General features: G+C 60.3%; 21 protein-coding genes and 1 tRNA gene. 13 read left to right on the top strand and 9 right to left on the bottom strand.

Translation table 11 applies throughout. From position 1 onward, the window contains the following. Positions 1-83 precede the first annotated feature (83 nt). The 10 genes from VPH47_RS11815 to VPH47_RS11770 all read left to right on the top strand — a co-directional run bounded on the left by VPH47_RS11815 (position 84) and on the right by VPH47_RS11770 (position 11,841). Positions 84-1,541: an undecaprenyl-phosphate glucose phosphotransferase gene (locus tag VPH47_RS11815; protein WP_368850874.1), complete on the top strand. Its 1,458-nt coding sequence runs from the start codon at positions 84-86 to the stop codon at positions 1,539-1,541. A gap of 83 nt (positions 1,542-1,624) precedes the next feature. Beyond that, entirely contained in the window at positions 1,625-2,128 is a 504-nt protein-coding gene (locus VPH47_RS11810; RefSeq protein ID WP_368850873.1) for a low molecular weight protein-tyrosine-phosphatase, read from the top strand. A gap of 57 nt (positions 2,129-2,185) precedes the next feature. Next, positions 2,186-4,399 carry a polysaccharide biosynthesis tyrosine autokinase gene (locus VPH47_RS11805; protein ID WP_368850872.1) on the top strand — a complete coding sequence of 738 codons (2,214 nt, stop codon included), beginning with the start codon at positions 2,186-2,188 and terminating at the stop codon, positions 4,397-4,399. A gap of 23 nt (positions 4,400-4,422) precedes the next feature. Then, complete coding sequence (locus VPH47_RS11800; protein WP_164161386.1) at positions 4,423-5,703, top strand: oligosaccharide flippase family protein; 1,281 nt, start codon at positions 4,423-4,425, stop codon at positions 5,701-5,703. Continuing rightward, the gene (locus VPH47_RS11795) at positions 5,700-7,088 is read left to right on the top strand and encodes a Coenzyme F420 hydrogenase/dehydrogenase, beta subunit C-terminal domain (protein WP_368850871.1); all 1,389 of its coding nucleotides are present in this window, start codon (positions 5,700-5,702) and stop codon (positions 7,086-7,088) included. Before VPH47_RS11800 ends, VPH47_RS11795 begins: the two co-directional genes overlap by 4 nt. Continuing rightward, entirely contained in the window at positions 7,085-8,194 is a 1,110-nt protein-coding gene (locus VPH47_RS11790) for a polysaccharide pyruvyl transferase family protein (protein ID WP_368850870.1), read from the top strand. Before VPH47_RS11795 ends, VPH47_RS11790 begins: the two co-directional genes overlap by 4 nt. Beyond that, positions 8,191-8,835, top strand: a complete 645-nt coding sequence (locus VPH47_RS11785; RefSeq protein WP_368850869.1) for a glycosyltransferase family 32 protein — start codon at positions 8,191-8,193, stop codon at positions 8,833-8,835. Before VPH47_RS11790 ends, VPH47_RS11785 begins: the two co-directional genes overlap by 4 nt. Positions 8,836-8,837: 2 nt before the next feature. After that, complete coding sequence (locus tag VPH47_RS11780) at positions 8,838-9,611, top strand: WecB/TagA/CpsF family glycosyltransferase (protein ID WP_368850868.1); 774 nt, start codon at positions 8,838-8,840, stop codon at positions 9,609-9,611. Continuing rightward, the gene (locus VPH47_RS11775; RefSeq protein ID WP_368850867.1) at positions 9,608-10,621 is read left to right on the top strand and encodes a glycosyltransferase family 2 protein; all 1,014 of its coding nucleotides are present in this window, start codon (positions 9,608-9,610) and stop codon (positions 10,619-10,621) included. The genes VPH47_RS11780 and VPH47_RS11775 overlap by 4 nt, the downstream gene beginning before the upstream one ends. Next, a complete protein-coding gene (locus VPH47_RS11770; RefSeq protein WP_368850866.1) occupies positions 10,618-11,841 on the top strand; it encodes an O-antigen ligase family protein in 1,224 nt (407 codons plus the stop codon). The genes VPH47_RS11775 and VPH47_RS11770 overlap by 4 nt, the downstream gene beginning before the upstream one ends. A 154-nt stretch (positions 11,842-11,995) precedes the next feature. On the opposite strand, the gene VPH47_RS11765 is transcribed toward VPH47_RS11770, so the two are convergent. From VPH47_RS11765 to VPH47_RS11740, 6 genes are all read right to left on the bottom strand, one after another. Then, positions 11,996-14,158 carry a YjbH domain-containing protein gene (locus VPH47_RS11765; protein ID WP_368850865.1) on the bottom strand — a complete coding sequence of 721 codons (2,163 nt, stop codon included), beginning with the start codon at positions 14,156-14,158 and terminating at the stop codon, positions 11,996-11,998. Further along, positions 14,155-14,928: a capsule biosynthesis GfcC family protein gene (locus VPH47_RS11760; RefSeq protein WP_368850864.1), complete on the bottom strand. Its 774-nt coding sequence runs from the start codon at positions 14,926-14,928 to the stop codon at positions 14,155-14,157. The genes VPH47_RS11765 and VPH47_RS11760 overlap by 4 nt, the downstream gene beginning before the upstream one ends. A gap of 2 nt (positions 14,929-14,930) precedes the next feature. Further along, a complete protein-coding gene (locus VPH47_RS11755; RefSeq protein ID WP_368850863.1) occupies positions 14,931-15,611 on the bottom strand; it encodes a YjbF family lipoprotein in 681 nt (226 codons plus the stop codon). A 1-nt stretch (position 15,612) separates the two neighbouring features. Then, positions 15,613-16,722, bottom strand: coding sequence for a polysaccharide biosynthesis/export family protein (locus VPH47_RS11750; protein ID WP_094001882.1), 1,110 nt, complete (start codon positions 16,720-16,722; stop codon positions 15,613-15,615). Between the two features lie 81 nt (positions 16,723-16,803). Then, on the bottom strand, positions 16,804-17,124 hold the full coding sequence (locus VPH47_RS11745) for a hypothetical protein (protein ID WP_164161403.1): 321 nt from the start codon (positions 17,122-17,124) through the stop codon (positions 16,804-16,806). Between the two features lie 115 nt (positions 17,125-17,239). After that, on the bottom strand, positions 17,240-17,824 hold the full coding sequence (locus tag VPH47_RS11740; protein ID WP_368850862.1) for a phosphatase PAP2 family protein: 585 nt from the start codon (positions 17,822-17,824) through the stop codon (positions 17,240-17,242). Positions 17,825-17,933: 109 nt separating this feature from the next. On the opposite strand from VPH47_RS11740, the gene VPH47_RS11735 reads away from it, so the two are divergent. Then, positions 17,934-18,010 (top strand) — tRNA-Arg (locus VPH47_RS11735). Between the two features lie 243 nt (positions 18,011-18,253). Beyond that, positions 18,254-18,976 carry a hypothetical protein gene (locus VPH47_RS11730; RefSeq protein WP_368850861.1) on the top strand — a complete coding sequence of 241 codons (723 nt, stop codon included), beginning with the start codon at positions 18,254-18,256 and terminating at the stop codon, positions 18,974-18,976. 41 nt (positions 18,977-19,017) lie between these two features. Here the strand turns inward: VPH47_RS11730 and VPH47_RS11725 are convergent, their stop codons facing one another. After that, entirely contained in the window at positions 19,018-20,007 is a 990-nt protein-coding gene (locus tag VPH47_RS11725; protein WP_368850860.1) for a tyrosine-type recombinase/integrase, read from the bottom strand. Positions 20,008-20,186: 179 nt separating this feature from the next. Further along, the gene (locus VPH47_RS11720; RefSeq protein ID WP_368851585.1) at positions 20,187-20,456 is read right to left on the bottom strand and encodes a hypothetical protein; all 270 of its coding nucleotides are present in this window, start codon (positions 20,454-20,456) and stop codon (positions 20,187-20,189) included. Positions 20,457-21,320: 864 nt separating this feature from the next. Here VPH47_RS11720 and VPH47_RS11715 point away from each other — a divergent pair. Beyond that, entirely contained in the window at positions 21,321-22,358 is a 1,038-nt protein-coding gene (locus tag VPH47_RS11715) for an acyltransferase (RefSeq protein WP_368850859.1), read from the top strand. Positions 22,359-22,547: 189 nt separating this feature from the next. Here VPH47_RS11715 and VPH47_RS11710 read toward each other — a convergent pair whose 3' ends face one another. Continuing rightward, positions 22,548-22,898, bottom strand: coding sequence for a hypothetical protein (locus VPH47_RS11710; protein WP_368850858.1), 351 nt, complete (start codon positions 22,896-22,898; stop codon positions 22,548-22,550). Positions 22,899-23,101 lie beyond the last annotated feature (203 nt).

The following is a 23,101-nucleotide window of genomic DNA, read 5'->3' as shown; positions in this document are numbered from 1 at the left end:
GACAATCGCGTGCTGGCTGGGGAGTCCATGCACGTGAAGACGAACAATTCAGCGTTCGGTCGAGTCGTGAATGGAGAAGTGCTTTGCTACATGGATCAGTAGAAGACCTCCCCGCAGCGCGGGCCCGGTCGGGCCGACGCCGCGTAGAAGCGCGGGCTGCCCTCGAGTTGGGCTTGCGGCTGGGCGATCTGTTGCTGCTGCCGGGCATGGCAGTGCTTTCCCATACCCTGTTGTACGGTGCAGCTGCGCCGGACTCTTCCCAGCGAATCGTCTTTGGCGCGGTGATTCTCAGCGCCATCGTGTGCTTCTCCGTTGCGCCCCTGTATCGGAACTGGCGGATGCGCGGGTTGCTGGCCGACCTCTGGTTGCTGCTGCTGGCCTGGTCCGCCACCTTCGCGTTGTTCTCGCTCTACGCCGTCGTGGTCGGGCTTGCCGATGCGGTACCGTCGACCTGGCTGATTGGCTGGTATGCCTTTGGCCTGGGGGCGATGGCGGCGCTGCGTGTGCTCCTGAGGGTGCAGCTGCACCGGCTGCGTTCGCGCGGCATGGATCATGAGCGGATCCTGCTGGTGGGGCTGCGGGCCCCGGCATTGCGGCTGCATCGCCTGCTGCGCGGGAAGCCGGAACTCGGCAAGGACGTCATCGGCTACTTTGCCAGCGCGGGTGATATCGCGACCCGCCGTGGCGGGGGCGCCCCGTGCCGGCTGGGGGGGCTGGAAGATGTCCCGCAGTACATGGATCAGCACCGCGGCGAATTCGATCAGGTGTGGGTGTCGCTGCCAATGGGGCATGCTGGCGCCATCAAGGACATGCTCAAGCAGATCGAGCGTTTTCCGGTGCCTGTACGCCTGATTCCCGATACCACGGGCCTGGGTGCGCTCAATCCCGGCGTGCACCAGGTGGGGGATGTGCCGATGATCGGCGTCCGCCAAGGCCTGGCGGATCATCGTTTCCGGCTGTTCAAGCGGGTCGAGGACATCATCGTTGCCGGCACAGCGGTGGTCCTGCTGGCGCCGTTGTTCGCCGTGCTCGCCATTGGCGTGAAGCTGAGCTCGCCGGGGCCGGTGTTGTTCCGCCAGAAGCGCCATGGGCTGGGCGGCAAGGAGTTCTGGATGCTCAAGTTCCGCTCCATGCGCGTGCACGCGGAGGGGGAGGGGCAGATCACCCAGGCAACGCGGGGTGACCCGCGCGTCACCCGGTTTGGCGCCTTCCTGCGCCGCAGCAGCCTGGATGAACTGCCGCAGTTCTTCAATGTGCTGGGCGGGAACATGTCGGTGGTCGGGCCGCGCCCACACGCGATCCAGCACAACAACCACTACGAGCGCGTGATCGAGCGCTACATGCATCGTCACTACGTCAAGCCCGGGATCACCGGCTGGGCGCAGGTGCACGGCCTGCGTGGCGAGACGCCGGAGCTGCGCTCGATGAAGAAGCGCGTGCAGTACGACATCGATTACATCCGGCGCTGGAGCCCGACGCTGGATGTGCGGATCATCGTGCTGACGGCACTGAAGGTGCTGGGGCAGAAATCGGCGTACTGAGGTGGCCGATTTCTGGAACTGAGACGTAATCCCATGAATCTGTTGGCGATTTCATCGCCTGTAGTGCGCTTGTAAGGTATGCTGTGCGGCTGCCGCCGGCCTTGGGTGTTCTGGTCGCGTGCGCCGCAGGGAATGCCACAGGATCCAGGTCAGTGTTCAAGAACGTTCTTTTTGTATGTGTCGGCAACATCTGCCGCAGTCCGTCCGCAGAAGTGATGCTGCGGCAGGCGGTCGAGGGTAGGGGCATCCAGGTGTCCTCCGCGGGTCTCGGTGCGCTGGTTGGGCACGGCATTGATGCCACGGCGCAGGAGCTGCTGGTCGAGCAGGGCATGGATGGCCTGGCCCATCGCGCGCGCCAGATCGATGACGCCATCCTGGGAGCCGCTGACCTGGTGCTGACCATGGAGCGCAAGCACGTGCGCCGCATCGCCGAGATCGCGCCGCAGGCGTCGGGAAAGACCTTCCTGCTTGGCAAATGGCAGCAGGATCGGGAGATTCCCGATCCGTACCGCCAGCAGCGCCCGGCGTTCGAGCATGTCTACAAGTTGATGGCCGAGGGTGTGGAGAGCTGGGCGCGGCACCTCTGAAGTCCGCTGCGAACTCCTGTCCTGCAACTCTTTTCCCGCATTGAAGATTCCCAATCCATGACCACTGAAGCCCGTACCTCCGCACCGGAAGACAGCGACGAGATCGATCTGCGCCAGCTGCTTGGAACCTTGATCGACTACAAGTGGTGGATCGTCGGCATTACCGGGCTCTTCTTCGTGGTTGCGGTGGCCTATGCGTTGCTGGCCACGCCGATCTATCGCGCGGATGCAATCGTCCAGGTTGAATCGAAGGTGCCTTCGTTGCCAGGCCTGTCGGATATCAGTCAGTCGCTGGGCATGGGCACCGGATCTGCAGAGGCAACCACCGAGATCGCACTGATTACTTCACGTGCGGTGGTCGGCAGCGCAGTCGATGCGTTGAAGCTGGATATCACCATCGAGCCCAATCGCTTCCCGCTGCTGGGCGGCTATGTCGCGCGCAAGGCGGAGCGTGCCGATCCGGACGCTCTGGCTGATGTTCGCTTTGGCATGAGCCGTTTCGGCTGGGGCGGCGAGAGGCTGGAGATCTTCCAGCTGGACGTGCCGCGCGCGCTGCTGGCACGACCGATGACTCTGGTGGTCGGCGAGAACAGCAGCTATGAACTGTTCGACGAAGACGACAATCTTCTGTTGAAGGGACAGGTCGGCAAGGTCGCCAGCGGAAAGGGGGTGACCGCGCAGGTTGCCGAGATGCGGGCGCATCCGGGCATGCGCTTCGAAGTGTCGCGCCAGCGCCATCTGACGGTCATCAACGACCTGCAGAAGGACATTGCCGTGAGCGAGTCCGGCAAGGACTCTGGCATCCTCACCCTGGCCTATGAGAGTGCCGACCCGGTCCTGGCGCAGAACTTCCTGCAGCAGGTGGCGCAGGCTTACGTCCGCCAGAACGTCGAGCGCAATTCGGCCGAGGCCTCTGCGCAGTTGACCTTCGTCAAGGAGCAGCTGCCCAATGTCCGCAACCAGGTGGATGCGGCGCAGAAGGCGCTGAGTGCCTACCAGACACGTGCCAACTCCGTGGATCTGACCCTGCAGACCAAGGGCCTGCTGGATCAGGAAGTGGCCGTGGAAACCAGCATCCAGCAACTTCGCCTGCAGCAGGCGGAGATGGACCGCAAGTTCACCCGCGACCACCCGGCCTACCAGGCGCTGATGCGCCAGATCGGCGAGCTTGAGGGGCGCAAGAGCAACTTCCAGGGGCAGGTCAAGCAGCTTCCGGAAGCGCAGCAGGAGTTGCTGCGCCTGACCCGCGACCTCCAGGTCAGCAATGAGATGTATACCGGCATGCTGAATCAGGCGCAGCAGCTGGACGTGGCTCGTGCCGGCACCGTCGGCAATGTGCGCATCGTCGATGCTGCCGAAGTCGATGCCACTACGCCGGTCAAGCCGCGCAAGGCGGTGGTGGTGCTGATCGGTACCGTTCTGGGCGCGTTCCTGTCGGTGGCGCTGGTACTGCTGAAGCAGCTGCTCAATCGCGGCGTGGAAGACCCCGCGCAGATCGAAGAGCTGGGTCTCCCGGTATATGCCTCGATTCCGGTGAGTACGCAGCAGCAGACCGATTCGGTCCGGGGCAAGTTCCGCGCCGACGGCAAGTTGCATCTGCTGGCGGTGAAAGACCCGGCCGACCTGGCCATCGAAGCGGTGCGCAGCCTGCGCACGAGCCTGCACTTCGCGCGTCTGGAAGCCAAGAACAACATCGTGCTGATCTCTGGCGCGAGCCCCAACGCCGGCAAGACATTCGTGTCCTCCAACCTCGCGGCGGTGATCGCGCAGGCCGGGCAGCGCGTGCTGATCATCGACGCCGACATGCGCAAGGGAACCCTGCACAAGGCGTTGGGTGCAGCGCAGACCCCGGGCCTGTCTGACCTTCTGGTGGGCAAGGTTGATCGTTCTCAGGTGGTGCGAAGCCTTCCGGGTTTGGACAATCTGAGCTTCATCACGCGTGGCGACGTTCCGCCGAATCCGTCGGAACTGCTGATGCACGCCAACTTCACTGCGTTGCTGGAAGAGCTGGCACCGCAGTACGACCTGGTCATTGTGGATACGCCGCCGATCCTGGCCGTTACCGATGCTGCGATCATTGCCCATCACGCCGGTACCTGCCTGATGGTGGCGCGCTTTGGCCTCAACCAGGCGAAGGAGCTGGCGCTCGCCAAGCGCCGCTTTGAGCAGAACAACGTGCGCATCAAGGGTGCGATCTTCAACGCGGTACAGCGTCGCGCTACGGGCTATTACAGCTACGGGTACTACGAGTACAAGTCGACCGCATCCTGAGGCCGGGAACGCGGGTTGGCACCATGAATCGTTCCGTCAAGCACGCCTCAGTGATCGGCCTCTTTACTCTTGCAGGGGCCGGTCTTGCGTTTTTCACCCAGATGCTGGCTGCACGCGTCCTGGGGCCGCGTGAATACGGGATCTTCATGGCAGCCTTCACGACGATCAACATCGTCTCGCCACTGACTGCTTTTGGCTTGCAGGCATTCTGGCTTAAGGCCTTTGGGCGGGAAGGCTGGCATGCCATGCGCTGGATCCGGCCAACCTTCGTGTTCTGCCTGCTCAGCACCGTGCTGACCATGCTTGGCGTGGTGGCTTGGGCATTGTTGGGCCTGGGCATGGAAGACCGTGTGGCGTGGTGCCTTTTGATCCTGTCCACCAACCTGCTTTCCGTTGCGAGCATCGAGGTGGTGACCACCCGTTTCCTGCTGGAGGAAAAGCCATTGCCATTGATGGTCTGGCAGACCTTGCCGCAGGTGGTGCGCTTTCTTGTCGTAGTTGGTGTGCTGATGGCGACTACGGCGCCTGACGCCGTGACTGTCGCTTGGCTCTACGCATTTGTGGGCGGAGGTCTCGCACTCGCGAGCGTTCCCAGCATGATGACGTTGGCGAGGGGGCGAATGCACATGGTTGGACACCAGAAGCCTGGTGCCATCTCCCTGGATGTCCGCCCAGGTGTTCTGGCCGTCGCCAAAGAGACCTGGGCATTTGGCCTCGGGAACCTGTTCTTTCTCGTCTACTTCCAGAGTAGCGTCATTTTCATCAGTCACTATCTGGGAGCGGAGTCTACCGGCACGTTTGGTGTTGCAGTGACGCTGTTGGCAGCGTTGTATCTGCTGCCTACTACCATCTACCAGAAGCTGCTGATGCCTCGGCTTCACCGTTGGGCCTATCAGGACCCAGTCGCGTTTCGCGGTGCCTATCACGCCGGCAACAAGTACATGTTGTTGCTGGGCCTGGCAGCCGCCGTCTGTACGGCGCTACTTGCTCAGTTCCTTGTGCCGCTGCTGTTCGGGAAGCTCTATGAGCAAGCTGCTTGGCTGCTGGCCTGGCTGGCTCCCTGTATTCCCATGCGATTCGTTTCGACGAGTGCAGGTGCAGTTCTGAGCACGGGTGACCGGATGCGGATAAAGATCCGCATCATGGGGCTGGTCGCGGTTCTCAATCTGGTCATGAACTTCCTGTTCATTGGTTGGGCCGGTCTACGAGGCGCCGTGGTTGCGGCTATCGCGACCGAAGCACTCTTGATGGGGCTGTACCTCTTTACCGCCAAACGCTCTCTCCGCATGGACGCTCAGGCATGAATAAGGCTGTAACTATCGGAAAGGTCGTTCGTGGCGGCTACTGCGTTGGCTGTGGTGGATGCGCCTCTGGGAAGTCGGGTGTCACGATGCGCATCAATGACATCGGCATGCCAGAGCCCGTGCATCCGAAGCTGGACGACATTGCGGCTGATTCCTGCCCGTTTGGCGATGCGCCGGACGAGACGCGATTGGCCAATGCACTGTTCGCGGGGATTCCTGGAATCGAGCATCACCCCTCCACCGGATTCCATTCATCACTCTATGCAGGGCACGCCGTGGTTGGCCCGCACCGTACTGCGGGAAGTTCCGGCGGGCTGACGTCCTGGGTCCTGGAAGAACTGTTGACCCGCGGTGAGGTGGATGCAGTCATTCATGTCGGTCGTGGGCCCGGCGATGGCATTTTTGAATATTTGATCTCCAATTCAGTCGAGGAGATGCGGCCGCGGGTGAAGTCGCTCTACTACCCGACCGGGTTCCATGATGTTCTGGAACAGGTACGTAGAGAGCAGGGCCGAACTTTCGCAATCACCGGTGTTCCTTGTCACATCAAGGCGCTGCGCCTGGTCGTCGAATCAGATCCGCTCCTGCGCGGCAAGATCAAGTTCTTCGTCGGGATCTTCTGCGGCCACATGAAGTCGCGTGGTTTCGTCGAGTCCTTTGGCTGGCAGTTGGGAATCGAGCCGGATCAGGTCACAGACGTGGACTTCCGCGTGAAGGACGAGACGCGGCCAGCCAATGACTATTCCATTCAGGTGAGCTCGGCGACACGGGTCGAACGCACAGAGAATTTTCGCCTGTATGGATCGGACTGGGGGCTGGGGCTGTTCAAGCCTTTGGCATGCGATTTCTGTGATGATGTCGCCTGTGAAACGGCCGATGTCGTGATGGGTGATGCCTGGCTGCCCGAGTACGTGAAGGACAGTCTGGGAACGAACGTGGTTATCGTGCGCCATCCGTTGATCGCGCGTCTTCTCAGCGAAGCGCGTGACCGCGGTGATATCGCTTTGGATCCGATCGAACCGGCGAAGATCCATCAATCCCAGGCCGCTACCTTCCGCCATCGTGGCGAGGGCCTCCAGGTCAGGCTCGCGCACATGGACGCCATGGGCATCTGGCGCCCGAGCAAGCGTGTGCAGCCGGGAGATGCGGGGCTCCCCCGCCTGCGGCAGCGTCTTTACATAACCCGCATGCGTCTATCGCAGGCTTCCCATCGTGCCTTGCGCGATGCAAAGAAGCGCGGTGGGTTGGCGTGGTACTTCCTGCGTCTATTGCCCTATGACGTGCTCTACAACTACCAGAATCGCCAGCTCCTGCGTAGGACCTACCGTACATTGAGGGCGATGCTGCAATCGCTCGTCCTCCGCCCCTTGGGAAGGAAACCATGACTCAACGAATCGGGCTGCTGACACTGCCCCTGCATTCCAATTACGGCGGCATCATCCAGATTGCAGCGCTCAGTGCTTTCGTACGCGCGCTTGGCTTGCAGCCGGTTTTGCTCCGCAAGGAGCACCAGAAGGCGGGCTGGAAGCGAATGGTCATCGAGGTGCTCAAGCGGCTCCCGGGACAGAACATTGCGAACTATCGCAACCAGTATCTCAAGCTGCAACGGCACGCCGCGTTCATGGAGGCGTTCCTACCTGAGCAATCCAGGGTCAGCCGCTCGCCTGCAGAGCTTCGCATGGAGTGTGATCGACTCGGCCTGGATGCAGTCGTGGTGGGAAGCGATCAGGTCTGGCGCCTGGACTATATTGACGATGGTGCTTACGACGCCTATTTCCTCTCGTTCCTGGTGGGGTCTCCGATTCGCCGCGTGTCCTACGCTGCGTCGTTCGGAACCGACCGGTGGCCCGATGCGTCCAGGGTGGAAGATGTGTCTCGCCTGTTGGCCGGATTCCAGGCGGTGTCGGTCCGTGAAGACAGCGGCCAGAAGTTGTGCGCCGATCGCTTCGGTCGCAGTGACGCTGTACACGTGCTTGATCCTACTTTGCTGGTCGATCGCAGCTTCCATGAGGAAGTGATCGCAACGTTGGCCCCCGGGCGCGGGGAGGGTGGGTTGTATGCGTACGTGCTGGATCGTTCTGCGGCCAAGAAGGCGATCATCGACGCTGCCGGGCAGTCGGAGAATCTCTCGAAGATCACCATTGCCGAACCGGAGAATGATCTGGCAGGGTACGTGGACCTCGGCGAGTGGGTGCGGCGCTTCCGTGACGCGGAATTCGTGGTTACCGACTCCTATCACGGAATGATCTTCTCGATCATCTTCGAGAAGCAGTTCGTGGCTATAGGCAATGCGGGGCGCGGCCTGACCCGGTTCAAGTCCCTGCTGGCCCAGTTGGGTCTGGAGGATCGATTGGTTGAGGTGGGTGATGAGCGGGTGCAGCTGCCCGGTGCGCAGATCGACTATAGCCGGGTCAATCGACGCATCGCAGAGCTGAGGATGAAGTCACGTGCCTTCCTGTCCGATGCGCTCGACGTGGAGGCTCGCTCATGATCCCCAAGACCATTCATTACTGCTGGTTTGGTGGAAAGCCGCTACCACCTCTCTATCAGCGCTGCGTCGATAGCTGGGCCGAGAAGCTCCCAGACTATAGGGTTGTTCGCTGGGATGAAACGAACACGAAGTTCGATACGCCTTTCCTGCAGGATTGCCTGCGAAAGCAGCAATGGGCGTTTCTCTCCGACTACATCCGGCTGCGTGCAATCGCCGACGAGGGCGGCATCTACCTGGATGCCGATATCGAAGTGGTGAAATCATTCGATCCTCTGCTGGCGAATCAGTGTTTCCTGGGAATGGAAGCTCCGGCCCGCCCGACCACGGGTGTTATCGGCTCGGTTGCCGATCACTGGTTCCCGCGCGCCTGCATGCGTCTGATCGACGAACGCCACGCAGCTCGCAAGCCGTATCTGATTGCTCCGGAAGTGGCCATGGCGTGTGTCGAAGCTGGGGAGGCCGGCAGCATCGCGGTTCTGTCCGAAGAGCACTTCTATCCCTACAACCCGTACGATGCGTCGCGTCCGGTAAAGGAACTCATGTTCAGCAGCATTACGCAGGACACCTTCGCGATCCACCATTGGGGGAAGTCCTGGCGACAGGGTCTCGTCTCCCGCATTTTGAAGAAGCTCGGTTTCTGACCATGCCAGCCAATGCCATCGCCACCCTGTACGAGCTCGCAGGACTGTTGGGCCGCTCAGCGCCGGACTGGCGTGAATTCCGTGCGGGCCAGCCCGAAGCGTGGCTGGTAACGTTCGCCAATCCCCATTCGGTGCGGTTGATGATGGACCGGCAGGACTACTCCTCGACGCTGGCACAGTTCGATGTGGTGCTTCCTGATGGAAACCTGCTCGCTCAAAGTGCGACCCGGCAGCTGGGTCGCACGATTGAACGGAAGTCGTTCGATGGCAACTCCCTGGCGCCGGAGGTACTGTCCTTCTGCCAGCGCAATGGGCTCCGTGTTGCGCTGGTGGGTGGAGTTGAAGGCGTCGCGAGTGCGGCTGCATCGTTGTTCCGAAAGGAATTCGGCGTAGAGGTGGTGTTCACTCGATCTGGCTTCTTCGCCAACGCGGAGCAGCGGAATCAGTGCTTCCAGGCATTGCGTGAGCAGAACGTCGACGTGGTCATCTGTGGGATGGGGGCGCCGCACCAGGATCGGTTCCTGTTGGAGCTAAAGGCCTCGGGTTGGAGGGGGCTTGGCTTCACCTGCGGCGGGTATCTGGACCAGGCGCTTGCATCCGGCGTGAAGTACTACCCGGACTGGGTGAATCGCTTCAACCTGCGCGCGCCCTATCGGCTGCTGCGCGAGCCGCGGCGGCTGTGGCGTCGCTATCTGATCGAGTACCAGCCCTTCTTGCTCGCCGATGTTCGCCTTCGTCTGCGCAATGTTCGTCATCAGCAGGAACAGCGCTCATGACAACACTGTCAATCGTCGTACCGGTCTACAACGGTGCCGCATTCCTACCGCCATTCATGGCCTCGGTCCAGGGGCTGTTGGATGAGGGGGACGTGGAACTTGTCATGGTCAATGACGGCTCCACTGATGGCACTGCAGAGATGCTGGATGCGATTTCCTCGGCGAACCCGTCGATCCGTGCCTTGCATGTGGAGAATGGAGGGCAGGGGCGTGCCAAGAATCTGGGTGCTGCGGCTGCCAGTGGCCGGTACCTGTGGTTTGTGGATGTGGATGATGTCTTTGAGACCTGCGCTCCTTCAAGATTGTTGAGGCGGTTGCGGGACGGGAGCTGTGATCTGGTTGTCACGGGCTTTCGCCGTGTGAACGTGGAGATGGGTATCGAGCTGGACCGCTATCAGCCGGCGCGAACCTCACATGATGTCACCTCTGACTCAGTACAGCAGCTTGAGGCAATGGGGCATAGCGCTTGGAACAAGATCGTCAGTCGTGAACTGTTCCTGCGCAGCGGCATGCAGTTCCTCGAGGGTGTTATTCATGAGGACCTGGCGGTAGTGCCGCTCTGGATTGTCGCATCTCGGTGCATTCATCTTGATGCGGACGTTCGCTATTGCTATGGCGTCCGAGGAAACTCAAGTATCCACGGCAACTTCAGCCGTGGTTCGGACCTACTGGTCGCGCTGTCTCATCTGGGGCGATACGGAGCGGGAGACGGCGATCGGATCGGGCGTTGCATTGCGAAGGAGGTCTACTTCTACACTTTGCCACGTTGGGCAAGTGGAATGCGGGCCGGCAGGATTGCACGAGCCTCGTATCGTGACTACTACGCGCGGCTGACATGTTTTTGTGAGCAGCTCCCTGCTGCTTTCCGGGACCGCCGGGCGCAGGGCTTTGGACTCATGGCCCGCTTCTACATGGAGATGGTCCAGCGTGGAGTGGTCGGGCTGCCACTTGTCTACTACAAAGCGCGCGGAAAGTTTCAGGAAATTCGCGGTAGGAAGGTTCCTGCATGAGCAATGTGATCAAGGCAAAGCTGTCGGATCGGATCCTTCTATACGCGTGGATTCCACTGTCGATCGGGCCGATGCTATGGGGAATCGAAGGCGTTGGCGGGATGCAGCTGCACCATGTGGCGGTACTTCTCGTGTATGGGTACGCGTTCATTCTCTCTTGCATGCGCGGAACGATCTTGACGGTTAACAGGTACCTTCTGTTCCTTCTTGCCTACATTCTCGTTCTCGGGCTGGCGCTCAACGCGGAGTCGCTGGATTTCTGGCTCAAGTATGCGTCCTACATCGGCGTCATCGTTGTTGCGAATCACCTAGTAAAGGTGATGCCGTTCGAGGTTTTTGTCGGGCAAGTGACTATTGCCATGAAGTCGATTCTGGCGATGTGCCTTGTCCTCGCCCTGATTGCACCAGTGGTGGCATTTCATGTCATCGATGGACAGAATTCTCTCAATGGCATCTATGCGCAAAAGAACACGTTCGGACGCCTGATCTACTTTCTGTTGTTCTTCGTGGGTTTGCAGGCAGTCATGCAGTCGCGTCGATTGACCACGCGCGACATGATGTGGATGGCGCTTTGTGCCGTCAGCCTTTTTTTGTCCAACTCACGAACTGCTCAGGCGATGGGGTTGATTCTGGCATTCGTGCCATTTGCCTTCCAATGGAAGATCATTCGCCTGTCTCTGGTCCCGTTCCTGGTATCTATCGTGGGCCTGATTGTTCTGGGCTTTGCAACCAGCCAGATCTCGTTCGGCGAAGTAGGCAGTAATCACGACTACATCCGGGTTCTTGGCATGGAAGTGCCGTTGACCGGTCGGGCAACCATCTGGCAGGGCGCTCTGGATGGAATCAACAAGGAAGGACGTTGGCTGTTCGGATTTGGGCTGGACGGCTTCTACGGGAGTAGCTACAGATCCTACGTATCCAATATCGGGCTTGGAGTTTTCGTGCCCGAAGATTCTCACAACGGCTACGTTGACCTGCTGCTGAATCTCGGTCTGGTTGGGGCGATCATCTACTTCATCATCGGCACCAAGCTCTATGTCAATGCTTCCCGGTTCCCGGTCAGCGGGGAGAAGATTGCGATCCTCTCCTTTCTGATCCTCTATCTCGGATCGAACCTGACCGAGTCCTACTTCGTGAAGACATCGAACATCACATCATTCATGTTTATGGTGATGTTCATGTACTCCTATTCCTATCGACGGTTTCAGAAACAGTCATAGTGATTCTGGTCGCCGAGGGTTTGAACGGGCAAGACGGGGCCAGCCGCGTTCGCCTTAGGCGGCATCCCTGGGCTTCCAGGCACTCTCGGAGCCTGCCCGCAGGGCAAGCAGGGGGTTGCCGGAGCATCCGGTGACCCCCTGTGCGCGTGGGGCTTCAGTCAGATATCGATCTGATGTTGTTGTAGAACGAGCGTTCGTCACGTTCCCCCGTGATGCTGTAGAGCGGGTACTTGCGGCCGAGCATCGCACCACCGTCGCGGATCAGTGGAGCCCAGTTGATGGTAGCGCTGCCACGGGTGGATCGGGGCAGGACACTGTCGAAGGGGATGCTGAAGTAGATCCCCTTGTCAAAACTACCTTCGCCGAAGTCCTTGGCCGACATGTCGGTCTTGGTGACATATGCGCCCATGCTCATGCCATTGTCGAACACGCGTGCGACATTGATGGTTGCGCCATAGTCGCCTGCGAGGTAACGGCCGACGGAAAGAGAGCCGACGATACGTTCTTGTGCATCAAAAGAGTAGTAGAACGAGGCGTGCCCGGTCGTGATCCGGTAGTCGCGGAGACCGAAGTGTTGATCGAAGTCGCGCTGCCGCACGTGATTGAGATTTGCGCCAAGGGCCCATGCTTGCCCCATGGGGCGATAGAGAAGCTCTCCGCCAACGCCGGCATACATCCATTCCAGATAGCCGGCGTACGCAATGCCATACAGATCCTTACCAAGCTTTCCCGCCACATTGACCTGTAGGTTCGGCATGGTGACTTCTGATGTGTCCAGGTACTTGCGGATGTCCGTGCGGACCCTCTGCACCCTGCTCGGTGCATCGTACCGGAACTTGTCGTAGTTGTTGATGATGTCTGCGCTGAGCGCACCGGTAAGCCAGATGTTCGGGCGCAGAAAGACGCTGCCGCTCGCGTTGGCGGATACTTGGTAGAGGATGAACCCATCGGGGCCGCCGAGGTTCTGACGATAGCCGAAACTGAATCCGCCACCCCAGGGGCGATAGGTAGCGCGATAGAGGTTGTCCGCCCGGATATCTGCAGGTGCGCTGATCTGAGTGCCGCGCCGCATGTCGTCCTCGCTTACACGCCCCTCTAGATAGCTTTCAAATGTCTCACGCTTGAGCGACATGTCTACAGTGGGCATGCCCAAGCGCGTCGTCCGGAACGTGTACCAGTCGTAGCTGTCGTCCAGGTTATTGCCCAGAATGCGAGCTGCCCGTCCTATTCCCTTTGGGGCGCTGGCATAGAGATTCTGATAGCCATCAATGATCAGCTCATTGCCGCGACGAGAGATGCTGTCGACTCGGAAGCCTGCATTGTGGCCCAGCTCTCCAGCAATGTGCGCCCAATCCGGCTCCACATCTGCTGATGGAGCGTGGAGATTGGCAGCACTGCGCTCGATCTTGATCGGTGGTGGGTCGAAGGGCTTTGGCGCAGCCGGTGCATGACCCGGATTGCCACGCAGCGTGAGCGAGAACATCGCGGCTTCGCCTCGTTCCCAAGCCGCTGTCAGTTCAACGTTGCGGTTGGGGGCATAGACCAGGCCCACATTGACTGGCGAGCTCTGCTCAAGATGATTCCAGCGCGGTTCGCGCTTGTAGTCATTGCCGTCGTATTCAACTTTGAGCAGCAGCGCGTCCCAGGGGGTCTGGTAGGTGATGCCACCAAAGATGCCAACCGGACCCTTGAACATATTGCTGAGTCCAAACTTGCCTGCCTGATTGATGTCGCTGCCAGGAATTGGGCGACGGTCCTTGAAGCGATCGTCGACTGCACCCAGTGGGTTCGAGAAATCACCTCGATTGCCAATGTAACCGGTCGCAAGACCGATCGACGCGTCGACCGGTCCAAATGTCTTGCTGGCAACAAGATACTCGCTTGAGAAAAATCCCGTGCCACCGAGATCTCGAACACCGAACGCAAGATCAGGTGCCCAGCGGGTTTCACGCCACAGGCGGACCTTGAAGTCGATCGACTTGTCCTTGTAGTTCTGGTTCCCGCTGAAGTCAGAGGCACCGTAGCGGATGTTGGAGACGTTGATGTATCGGAACGAGCTCTCGAGCCAGGAAAACGGCTGCAGCGTCAGGTTGTATCGACTGTACGGAGAATTGTGTGATGCAGTGAACGCGATATCCCCATCCTCGGCCATGCGTGCTGTCGGTGTCTGCAGCAAGCCGATGCCACCCCATTCGCTGGCAGTCGGGGGCGGAGCCTGTTGTGCATGCAGTTCGGCTGCCAGCGACAGGGCGAGCAGCGACAGGGCGAAGGCGGTAGGGCGCGTAGTGCCGGCGGATGAGAGGGTGGAGCGAATCACGGTTGCAGGGCCTGGGTAGCGATGAACGCCGCGAACTCGGCATTGAAGGTGCTGTCGACTGCAGCGACGGCGTGCTGGCGCAGTGGCACGAAGATGACGCCGCCGGGGGCGACTGGCTGCGGATCGGCGCGGTTCCATAGCGCGATGCCGATCTTCTGGACAGTCATGTCTGGCTGTACCACATAGAGTTCATCAGGGTCTGCGGCAGGTGTGGCAGCACATTCGCGCAGGTATTCATGCGCATCACGCAGCGGCTGATGAGTCAGCTCACAGGTTGATTCCACCGCACCCACTACGGTGATCGTGGCAGGTCGGCGAGGAGCGATCAGCACATCTCCCTGTTCCAGCACTGGGTCGCTGCCTGCCTGAACCTGCATCAGTCGCATGTCGTTGACGGGCAGTCGTATGCGACCCGATGCCGGATGGTCCTGCAGCCAACGAGAAAGCCCGGCGGCTGCGTCTGCGATCTGCGGATCCTGATGCTCCTCAAGTAAGTCGAGGTCGTGTTGCAGGCCCGCACGCAGTCGAACCTGCTGCAGGCGTGCATGCGGCCGATACAGCGCCAATGCGGGCAGATAGGCGTCTGCAGTGGGTTGCGTGGTTGCGAGAAGCCGGGAAAGCCGGGTGCCGACAGCCACCGTGTAGCTTCCCGGTGCAGACAGCGCTCCATCAGCGACGACCTCAAGATTGCCGGGCGCCGGCGATTTGTTGGCCAGGGCAGGACCAGCAGCCAGCAACGCTGCCAGCAGCGGCAAGAATCGAAATCCCATGGTCAGTCCTTTGCGGCGCGGTAAGGTTTGAGCTGCACCAGCTCCACGGTGTAGGAGGGTCCCAGCTGCTGCCGGCTCTTCCAGATAAAGCCTGTGCTGGGATCCGCCCAGTAGATGTTGTGGGCATGGAAGCCGCCTTCGATTCGCTCATCGAAGCGAATCAACGACCGTTCCTTGCCGAGGATGCTCACCGACTCGATACCGCCACGCGTGAGGGTGCCGGTGGCCCTGACCCCCATACGGTAGCCAGGAATCCAGTCGTACTCGCGCTGTACAGTGGTGGTGCTGTTGAGCGTATGCAATCTGGTAAAAGGCGAGGCTCCTGCGATGCGCGCCTGAATCTGCCGGTCTGAGCTCGAAACGCCCGTTACCAGGCCTGTGTCGTCGAGTTGGAATACCGCGTTGCTTCCGGCGTACCAGCTCTGGCGCCCCCCGTCGACGTAACCCAACACCATCACGGCACTCAGGTCGGGGGCTTTCAACTGCGCCTGTGGGAAGCGGTTCGCGGCGACCTGTTCAGGAGTAGCTGTCACCTGTCGCTTCAGCAGCAGGCGAAAGGAATCGCTGGTCGCACGGCTGGCCGTTGTGCAGCCTGCCAGCAGAGCCAGCATGGAGAGGGTCATCATCCAATGGAGGGCGCGCCGCAATCTGCGGCGCGCCAAGAGCACATCCATGCGCATCATGTCACTTGTTCCCGACTTCGTTCTCCGTGCGGGCGGCGGTGTACAGGATGTTCGTGAATGGCAACAGCTGGTTCACGAAGCGGTTCCAGCGCGTGACGCCGGCCGCGCCAACAAAAACCACATCTCCAGGCTGCAGCATGAACTGGCTGCCAATGGCGAAGGCAGCCGGTGAACGAGCTTCGAGCTGATAGACAGTGGAAGGCACTGACTCCAGATCCCTGCTGCCGCGGATCACATAGACTGCATTACCCGCTGAGGTTTCCTGGGTCAGTCCGCGGGCGCGGCCGAGTGCTTGGTTCAGTGACACGTCGCCGGTGCGGAAGCTGTAGGCGCCAGGAAGATTGACTTCACCGACTACGAAAATTTCCTTTCGATCCAAGTAGGGGATGAAGATTGAATCCCCGTCCTTCAGGAACAACTGGCGGCCGCCATGCTGGGTGGCCAGTGTTTCCAGATTGATCGTATAGGTGGCACCGGCGCGGCTGAGGCGGACGCCGGACAGGTCAGCTTGATTGACGTTCAAGCCACCCTGACTGATGGCGTCAGCCAAAGTCAGCGGCGAGGTACCAAGTGCAATCGGGGCTGAGCGCTCGGCAGCACCCGTGACCCAAACGCGCTGGCTACCGTAGGTAAGGATGGAAACGTCGACCTGGGGCGATTCGATGTACTGCGCCAGTCGTCGGCTGATTTCCTCGCGCAGGGCAACCGGAGTCTTGCCCTTGGCCTGAACCTTACCGATGTAGGGGTAGAACAGTGAGCCGTCGCTCTGCACCAGTCGTCCGGCAAGATTGCCCTGCTGCTGCGAGCCGGCGGGAACAGTCAGTTCCGGATGATCCCAGACGGTGATATACAGAATGTCGCCAATACCAACCGTGTATTCCGGTGGCTGGTAGTCAAACAGTTCCGAGGGAAGGACCTGCTCACTCTGCGTTGCTCGATCCATGGCGATGAGCTTGGGCGTGATGGTGATCAGCTCAAGCTGGCGATCGTCGCTCTGGCGGCCGCGCGAGACATCGCTATGGCGCAGGTGCTGGCCGGGGGCCAGCAGGCAGCCGGACAGGGTGGCGGTTGCCAGTAGAGCAGCCGCGAGACAGGTCAACTTCTTGGTCATGGGAGTAAGAAAATTCGACAGGCATAAAAAACCCTCGCCAAGCAGTTGCCCGGCGAGGGCTTGAAACCGGAAACGGTTGGATCAGCGGCCAGTGCCGCCAGTGCCGCCAGTACCACCCGTGCCGCCGGTGCCACCGGTGCCCGGCTCTTCCGGATTACCCGGGTCGCCGCCCGGATCGCTTGGGCCACTGGTGCTGTCACCGGCGACGCTGTACAGCACAGCGCCAGCAGCAACGGCGATGACGCTGGTGCCGACAATGGCGGCGGTCGACAGGCCTGCGGCCTCGGTGCCCGCTACAGCGGCGGTGGTGCCTTCTGCGGCGGCTTCCGTTGCCGGAACCTCCTGAGCGAACACCGGGGAGGACAGACCCAGCAGGGCCAGGGCGGCAATCATCTTCTTCATCTACGGGGTCTCCTACTCCGTGAGGTAAATTTTTCCACGCGTATGGTGGCGAATAGTCATCTGCCCTGTCAAGGAAGGTGAAGGGATTGTGCAAGCAAATCGACGGCCTTCAACTTCAGTGGTTGGTCTCGAGGCAGCCCTCCAGGGCCTCGGCAAGCGCTGTGACCAGCTGATGTGTGCGTAGATCTGGAAGGCCGAGTGGAAGGATGAGGCCGATGAGCAGGGCAGAGGCCAGGATCCGCGCGCTGGGGCGGTTGCACGGAGTTCTGGTGGAAAGCGCCCAGGCGCCGCTGCCCAGCCCAAGCGCCAGCCCGGCAATGACCTCCGAAAGGCTGTGCGCATGCAGCGGGATTCGTGACCAGGCAATGGCGGTGGCCAGCAGCACACCGATGACCAGGCCGAACGACCGAGCGCGACTGCCGGGGCCGGCAAGCAGCACGCCAACAACTGGGTAGATGGCGCTGGACATTGCCGCATGCCCGGAGAATCCAGTGAAGTGCACGCTCTTGATGCCAATCCCCCAGCCCATGAAGGCCAGCTTTGAGGCAAGCGTGACGCCGGCGGTGACGGCGATGGCCAGCAGCCATCGCCATTTCAGGCGTACGTCTGCGCGGGGCAGGGTGATCAGCAGCACCAGGGCCACCGGCAGCAGCCAGCGGCTGTCGCCAAGGGCGGAGAGGGTTCGCCAGACGTCGGACATCCAGTTCACAACGGGTCGCGGCGGGTCAGCATATCGAGTCCGGGCGCTTCGCAGAACGACGCGCGCTTGGTCCATTCAACTGAACGCGGTATCCTGTGGCGCTGCCAATGGCCCCGTAGCTCAGCTGGATAGAGCGTCCCCCTCCTAAGGGGAAGGTCGCCCGTTCGAATCGGGCCGGGGTCACCATGAATCAGCGACTTACGCGCGCCCCGTGGTTGCTTGACTGCTTTATTTCGCCCCATTCAGGACGAAAAATGGCACAGGTGGCACAGCGATATAGCCACCGCCGGTGCCTCGCCCAAAGGGGCGCACTCAACAGTGGCTTGCGGTGGATCGCGAGCGCCGATGCCCTGTTGCTGCACTCAGATGATTGATCTAGTTTCTTGATCACAATAGTTAAAATACTTTAGTACGGGGGCAGAACGCGTGGTGGATCAGCATGGAATCAAGCCGGAGCGGATAACGAAGCCGATTCAGTTGCTTGCCGCCTGGCTCGTTGGGCTTTTCGTTACCAATGCGTCGTTTTTGCTTGCAGCCAAGCAGATTGGCAATCCGAGTTGGGGGGCTGCGATGCTGCTGATCGCTTCAGTCGTCAATGTGCCAGTTTTCATTGTTGCCCTCTTTTTGCTGCAGACGAAATTTCGCCCGCAGATGCAGGAAGATCAGTACTACTCCAAGTACCTGGACGATGAAAGAAAAAGTAAAGGTAGTAAGGATCCCGAGCGCGACATTGAGCGAGAAATTGCCCGGACCGTAGAAAGAATCGTTGCTAGCATTGGCGCTCCCGCTAAGGGAAAAGAGGCGCCTATCAGCGATATTCTTCACCAAACTCAGGTGGAGATGCTTGCTGGCAAACATGGTGACACTAGGGCGCTTTCCCAGTTGTATTCGTCTCCATCAACGTGGGGGGAATTTTCTAGGAGTTTTCGGAAGAGCATTGCATTTCGAAGGGAGCTTGATGGCCTTGTTCAGGACGGGCTGGTAGTCCTTCAGGACCAGGATACGGAATCTGCAGAGCTCACGAAGTTGGGCGAATCTGTGGCTGCCTTCGCTAAAAAATCTAACTCGCTTTTCTCGCAGAAAAATGCAGCCCTGTGGAGGCGTATGCAGAGTCGGCTCCACGGCGATATTGGGTCCGTTAGTTCGGAATAAGCAGCCGGCGTCGTATGGCTACGCTGGTGCTGTACTACCTGCTAGAACTTCAAGTTCGCGACCGCCGAGACGTCGCCCGCGGGTGTGAGGTGGGCGTAGTACTTCTCAGTGGTGGCGTAGTCGGCGTGGCCGGCTAGGGCTTGCACGCGCCTTAGCGGTACACCTGCCATCACCATGTGTGCGCAGAAGGTATGTCTCAGACGATGCAGATGGCCGCCGATCTCCGCTTCAGCCGCGTCCTTGGCAAACCAGTCCGAGACCGTATCCTTGTGGACTGTAACGATCGGATCGGGCAGGTGCCGCAATGCCCAACGCGCGTAGCGGTTGAGTGGCACCTCACGCCACTTACCTGACTTTGTCCGGCCTTCGCCACTTTCGTCTGGATCGCTCTCCACCAAAAGGCGGCCGGCCACGACTGAGCTTTTCTCCAAGCCGATGATCTCGCCCCGCCGCAGCCCGGTGTGGGCCATGAAGAGCCACAAAGGCGCCCGCCCAGGGTTCGCCCGATACAGCCGGCGCATTGCCGCCCGGTCATAGAACTTGACTGCCACGCTCCGCACGCCGCGAGGCGCCTTCACCGAGGACAGCGGGTTCACGTCCAGCTCTTTCCATTCGACGCCGCGGTTGAACGCCGCCTTCAGCCGTCGAATCTCCTTCCCTACAGTTTCCTTTGCAGCCTTGTCGTCCAGCAGCCTGGCGCGTTTGTACTGCTCCACCTCGACCGCTCGGATGCTGTCGATCGGCCGGTGGCCGAAGCGCTCGATAAAGCGCTTCACCTCGCTCCTGGCCTTCGAAATCGTGGTCGGGTGCTCGGCCTCGTACCAGTCCAGATACCACTCCAGGTAGTCGCGGACCTTGGGCAGGCGCGCCAAGATCCGGACCCCGTGGGTCAGTTCTGCTTCTTTCGCGGCACGTATTCTCTCCGCCTCACGGGCGTCAGGTTCCCCAATGGACCTGCGAAAGCGCTCGCCGCCTTCCGCCCAGTCGAGGTAGGCCTTGCTGCCGCGCCAGTAGAGCCGAACCTTTGCCATTCCTCTGCACCTTCGATCGCGGCATAGTGCGCCGCCTTTTCGTACAACCGCTTCCCATGAACCGGCGAGGCGTCAGCCCGTAGCCCATGGCGTTCTTCCTGAACTGGCTGTTGGAGACGCCGCAGTAGTGGGCGGCTTCCTCGACGGTGAGCCAGTCTTTCCCTGATAGGTCGAGCCTTTCAGCGGCGCCCATTGGCGCCTCCCGCGGCTATTCTCCTGGCCGGCGCCTGCTCAGCGAGGCCGAGGTTGAATTGCACGACGTTGTCGGCGACAGCCGGCAGGGCGGGCGCTCGCGCGCTGCGGGTGGGGCGGTTGAGTCGGCGCCGCGCTGCGATGGCCATGTCGGGATCGGCATGCTTGCTGGTCAACCTGCAGGCGCACGCGACCAGGTGGCCACCGCCGACGGACGCACAGCGCTTGTCGTGGATGTCGCGCGCTCGGTGGAGCAACCCATGCAAGCCCTCAACACGGTTCTGCCGACCGCACCGAGCAGCTCGAACAGCAGTACTACGCCCAACGCCGAGGCGGTGGCCACGGTAGCGGTGCTGGGTTCGAACTAGGCGATGTGGTCGACGCCGAGTTTGCCGTCGTCGGCTGAAGGCTCAATGCTGGCCGATCAGCACCTTGGAGTCGCTGCCGACCCAACGGTGGCTACGGAATCTTCTTCTCGCACGATGCTTTCGGGTTCAGAGCAAATGGTTGCACAGTGCTTGTTCCAAATCGAGCAGGATCCGGCGAGGTCGCACCGGTAGGGAAGCTGGTGGCTTTTCAGGTTGCTCAGTCCGGCTCATGCACGGACTGCGAGGTTCAAGATCAGACGAATAGCGCTATTCTGCAGCGCTTCGGCGGGCCCAACATCAGCACGAGCAACATCACAGGTAGGCGTGAGTCCTACACGTACTCTCAGGCCCAGCCAATCCACAACAGGAAGCCATTCTTAGCCAAAGGCATTTAGTTCGGTACTAAGGATTCAAATCCCGATGAGCAGCTTGAAACGTTCGGTGCCGTCGGCTTCTCTGTCCCCAATCGCGCCAGATTTAGAATTCTGAGCAACTACGAAGGTGACAAGCAGTCAATACTGGTGGAGCGGCTGCAACGGGGCGATACCCAGTTTCGGAACTCCACAATCTCGCCCATCCTCGGGACGATCGACGCCGGTTACAGGTTCTGGGACACATCCTTGGGTAAGCCGGTGTTCTGGAGTGGATCGCGATGGGTAGACGCTATGAGGGCACCGGTCTGAAGAGCGGCCCTTCTGGCAATCCGCCTGCGGCGTGCTATAAATGCGCGCCGCTGAGAATTCAAGGGATGTAATGAGGAATCTGTACTGGGACGTTTGGAAAGGCATTGCCATCGTGGCTGTTGTAGCCATCCATGCCTGCGGTAGCGCATTGGCCTTTCCGGATGGAAGCGCGAACCAGACATTCGCCGTAGTTCTCCGGCAGTTCATCAACTTCCCGGTCGCCCTCTTCGTGTTCCTCTCGGGCATGTTTGCATTGCAGGGCCGTCCGGCCAATTCGTACGTCTCCGCCGTGAGGAGTAGGGCATCTCGGCTGCTTGTCCCGTACCTGGTATGGGCGGCGGTGTACTCAGCTGCGAAAGCGATCACTGGCAAGCTGGTACTTGCTGAGCTACCGGAGATGTTGGCCACAGGGACTGTTATATCGGTGGGCTATTACGTGATCGTGATGCTCCAGATCGCCGTTCTCTCGCCGGCTCTTGAGCGCTTGTCGAGCAGGGCGTTGAAGGTAGCCATCCCGGTGTCGATCGCGGCCTCCTGCGCCTTCACCTATGGGATACGCGCCGGTGGTCTCGACGGAACGTGGTCACACTTCCCGTACAGCGCGCTGCCGTTCTTCCTATGGCTTCCCTTCTACTTGGCCGGCTTGGTTGCAGGTAAGAGCGATTCGGCCTTGAATGTCGGCCGCTGGCAGATTGCAGTGGGCTTGGCGTCTGTTGCGGTTGCCTGTGCTGTTGTCGAAGCGTTCTATTGGATTCCAAGCTCAATGGAGCTGGCGATCTCGCAGCTGAAGCTGTCTTCGATGATTACGTCGTTGCTGGTGTGTGCCTTGACGGTCTGTGTCGCGCGCACATGGGTCACAGCGAGCGGCTGGCGCTGGGTTCTTGCCTGGCTCGGTGCGCGAAGCTTCTATTTCTATCTCTCTCACATGCTGGTGCTCGGGGTTGTTCAGGCGGCCCTGCGTAGTGTGCCGGGCCTCGACGCTCTGCAGCCCGCGTTTGTGCTTCTGGCCGTGATTGCCACGCTCGCCGTGTGCGCTGCTGGCGCCTTCGTGTTTGAGCGGCTGGTGAAGGGGAACAGGTCGATACTTCGCTGGGTCGGGATTGCGTGACCCCATGCCGCCTTACCGGCTCTCGATGGGAGCCGCTCAAGCTACCTGCGTCAGCAGGTCCTCGCGGTTGTTCCGCAGCGTGTTCACTGCCTGGCTGACGCGGAACGCCTCAATGGACCTGAGAGGCTGCTCGCAGTAAGAGCGTTGCTCCAGTTCGTGCTGCAACGCTCTAATCAAAGAGAAAGGCCGTTACATGCCTATTTCAATCTTCCCCAGGTCTTCAGAGTTCTGGCACATGAACTTGAATCGAATTCCCGTTCCAGGGTTCATCGTTCGGTCTGGGAATCGACCGCTTCCAGGTGCGCGAAGGATGTTTCCTTCTTTGTCGAAGCAGGTGTAGCTAAAAGAGCGTTCCGGAACGATCAGGTTGGAATCGTTCTTCACTGTGCATACCGGTGATGCGGCGCTGTGGTCGCGTTTGCACTTGCCGATCTGTAGGCCTGCTTTTGAGATGCCCTCTGGCACCGAAAGCTCAAAGTTGCCTCCACATCCAGTGAGTACGGCAACGACAAAGGCGCTGAGTGCGAGTACTTTTTTCATCCTTAATCCCCCTTCCATTTTGGAGGCGAGATGATAGCCGTTCCCGCGTTCAGGTTCCATCCGAGAGCATGCCCTTTACGGCGCTTGCGCCCCCCGGACGCGCATAATCTTGCACAGCATTGGCACAGATCGCACTAAGAGCATTGGCGGATATAGCCGGATCGCCCCCCTCCTAAGGGGAAGATCGCCCGTTCGAATCGGGC

Origin of the sequence: Stenotrophomonas sp. WED208 (assembly GCF_040984485.1) — a bacterium.
Lineage (GTDB): Bacteria > Pseudomonadota > Gammaproteobacteria > Xanthomonadales > Xanthomonadaceae > Stenotrophomonas > Stenotrophomonas riyadhensis.
This window is presented reverse-complemented; position numbering and strand designations above follow the sequence as displayed.

Excerpts from the sequence above, each read along its gene's own strand:
- VPH47_RS11795 (WP_368850871.1), top strand. The coding sequence starts at position 5,700 with ATGAATAAGGCTGTAACTATCGGAAAGGTCGTTCGTGGCGGCTACTGC.
- VPH47_RS11745 (WP_164161403.1), bottom strand. The coding sequence starts at position 17,124 with ATGAAGAAGATGATTGCCGCCCTGGCCCTGCTGGGTCTGTCCTCCCCG.
- VPH47_RS11760 (WP_368850864.1), bottom strand. The coding sequence starts at position 14,928 with ATGGGATTTCGATTCTTGCCGCTGCTGGCAGCGTTGCTGGCTGCTGGT.
- VPH47_RS11780 (WP_368850868.1), top strand. The coding sequence starts at position 8,838 with ATGCCAGCCAATGCCATCGCCACCCTGTACGAGCTCGCAGGACTGTTG.
- VPH47_RS11785 (WP_368850869.1), top strand. The coding sequence starts at position 8,191 with ATGATCCCCAAGACCATTCATTACTGCTGGTTTGGTGGAAAGCCGCTA.
- VPH47_RS11755 (WP_368850863.1), bottom strand. The coding sequence starts at position 15,611 with ATGATGCGCATGGATGTGCTCTTGGCGCGCCGCAGATTGCGGCGCGCC.
- VPH47_RS11790 (WP_368850870.1), top strand. The coding sequence starts at position 7,085 with ATGACTCAACGAATCGGGCTGCTGACACTGCCCCTGCATTCCAATTAC.
- VPH47_RS11740 (WP_368850862.1), bottom strand. The coding sequence starts at position 17,824 with ATGTCCGACGTCTGGCGAACCCTCTCCGCCCTTGGCGACAGCCGCTGG.
- VPH47_RS11770 (WP_368850866.1), top strand. The coding sequence starts at position 10,618 with ATGAGCAATGTGATCAAGGCAAAGCTGTCGGATCGGATCCTTCTATAC.
- VPH47_RS11805 (WP_368850872.1), top strand. The coding sequence starts at position 2,186 with ATGACCACTGAAGCCCGTACCTCCGCACCGGAAGACAGCGACGAGATC.
- VPH47_RS11750 (WP_094001882.1), bottom strand. The coding sequence starts at position 16,722 with ATGACCAAGAAGTTGACCTGTCTCGCGGCTGCTCTACTGGCAACCGCC.
- VPH47_RS11710 (WP_368850858.1), bottom strand. The coding sequence starts at position 22,898 with ATGAAAAAAGTACTCGCACTCAGCGCCTTTGTCGTTGCCGTACTCACT.
- VPH47_RS11715 (WP_368850859.1), top strand. The coding sequence starts at position 21,321 with ATGAGGAATCTGTACTGGGACGTTTGGAAAGGCATTGCCATCGTGGCT.
- VPH47_RS11800 (WP_164161386.1), top strand. The coding sequence starts at position 4,423 with ATGAATCGTTCCGTCAAGCACGCCTCAGTGATCGGCCTCTTTACTCTT.
- VPH47_RS11775 (WP_368850867.1), top strand. The coding sequence starts at position 9,608 with ATGACAACACTGTCAATCGTCGTACCGGTCTACAACGGTGCCGCATTC.
- VPH47_RS11725 (WP_368850860.1), bottom strand. The coding sequence starts at position 20,007 with ATGGCAAAGGTTCGGCTCTACTGGCGCGGCAGCAAGGCCTACCTCGAC.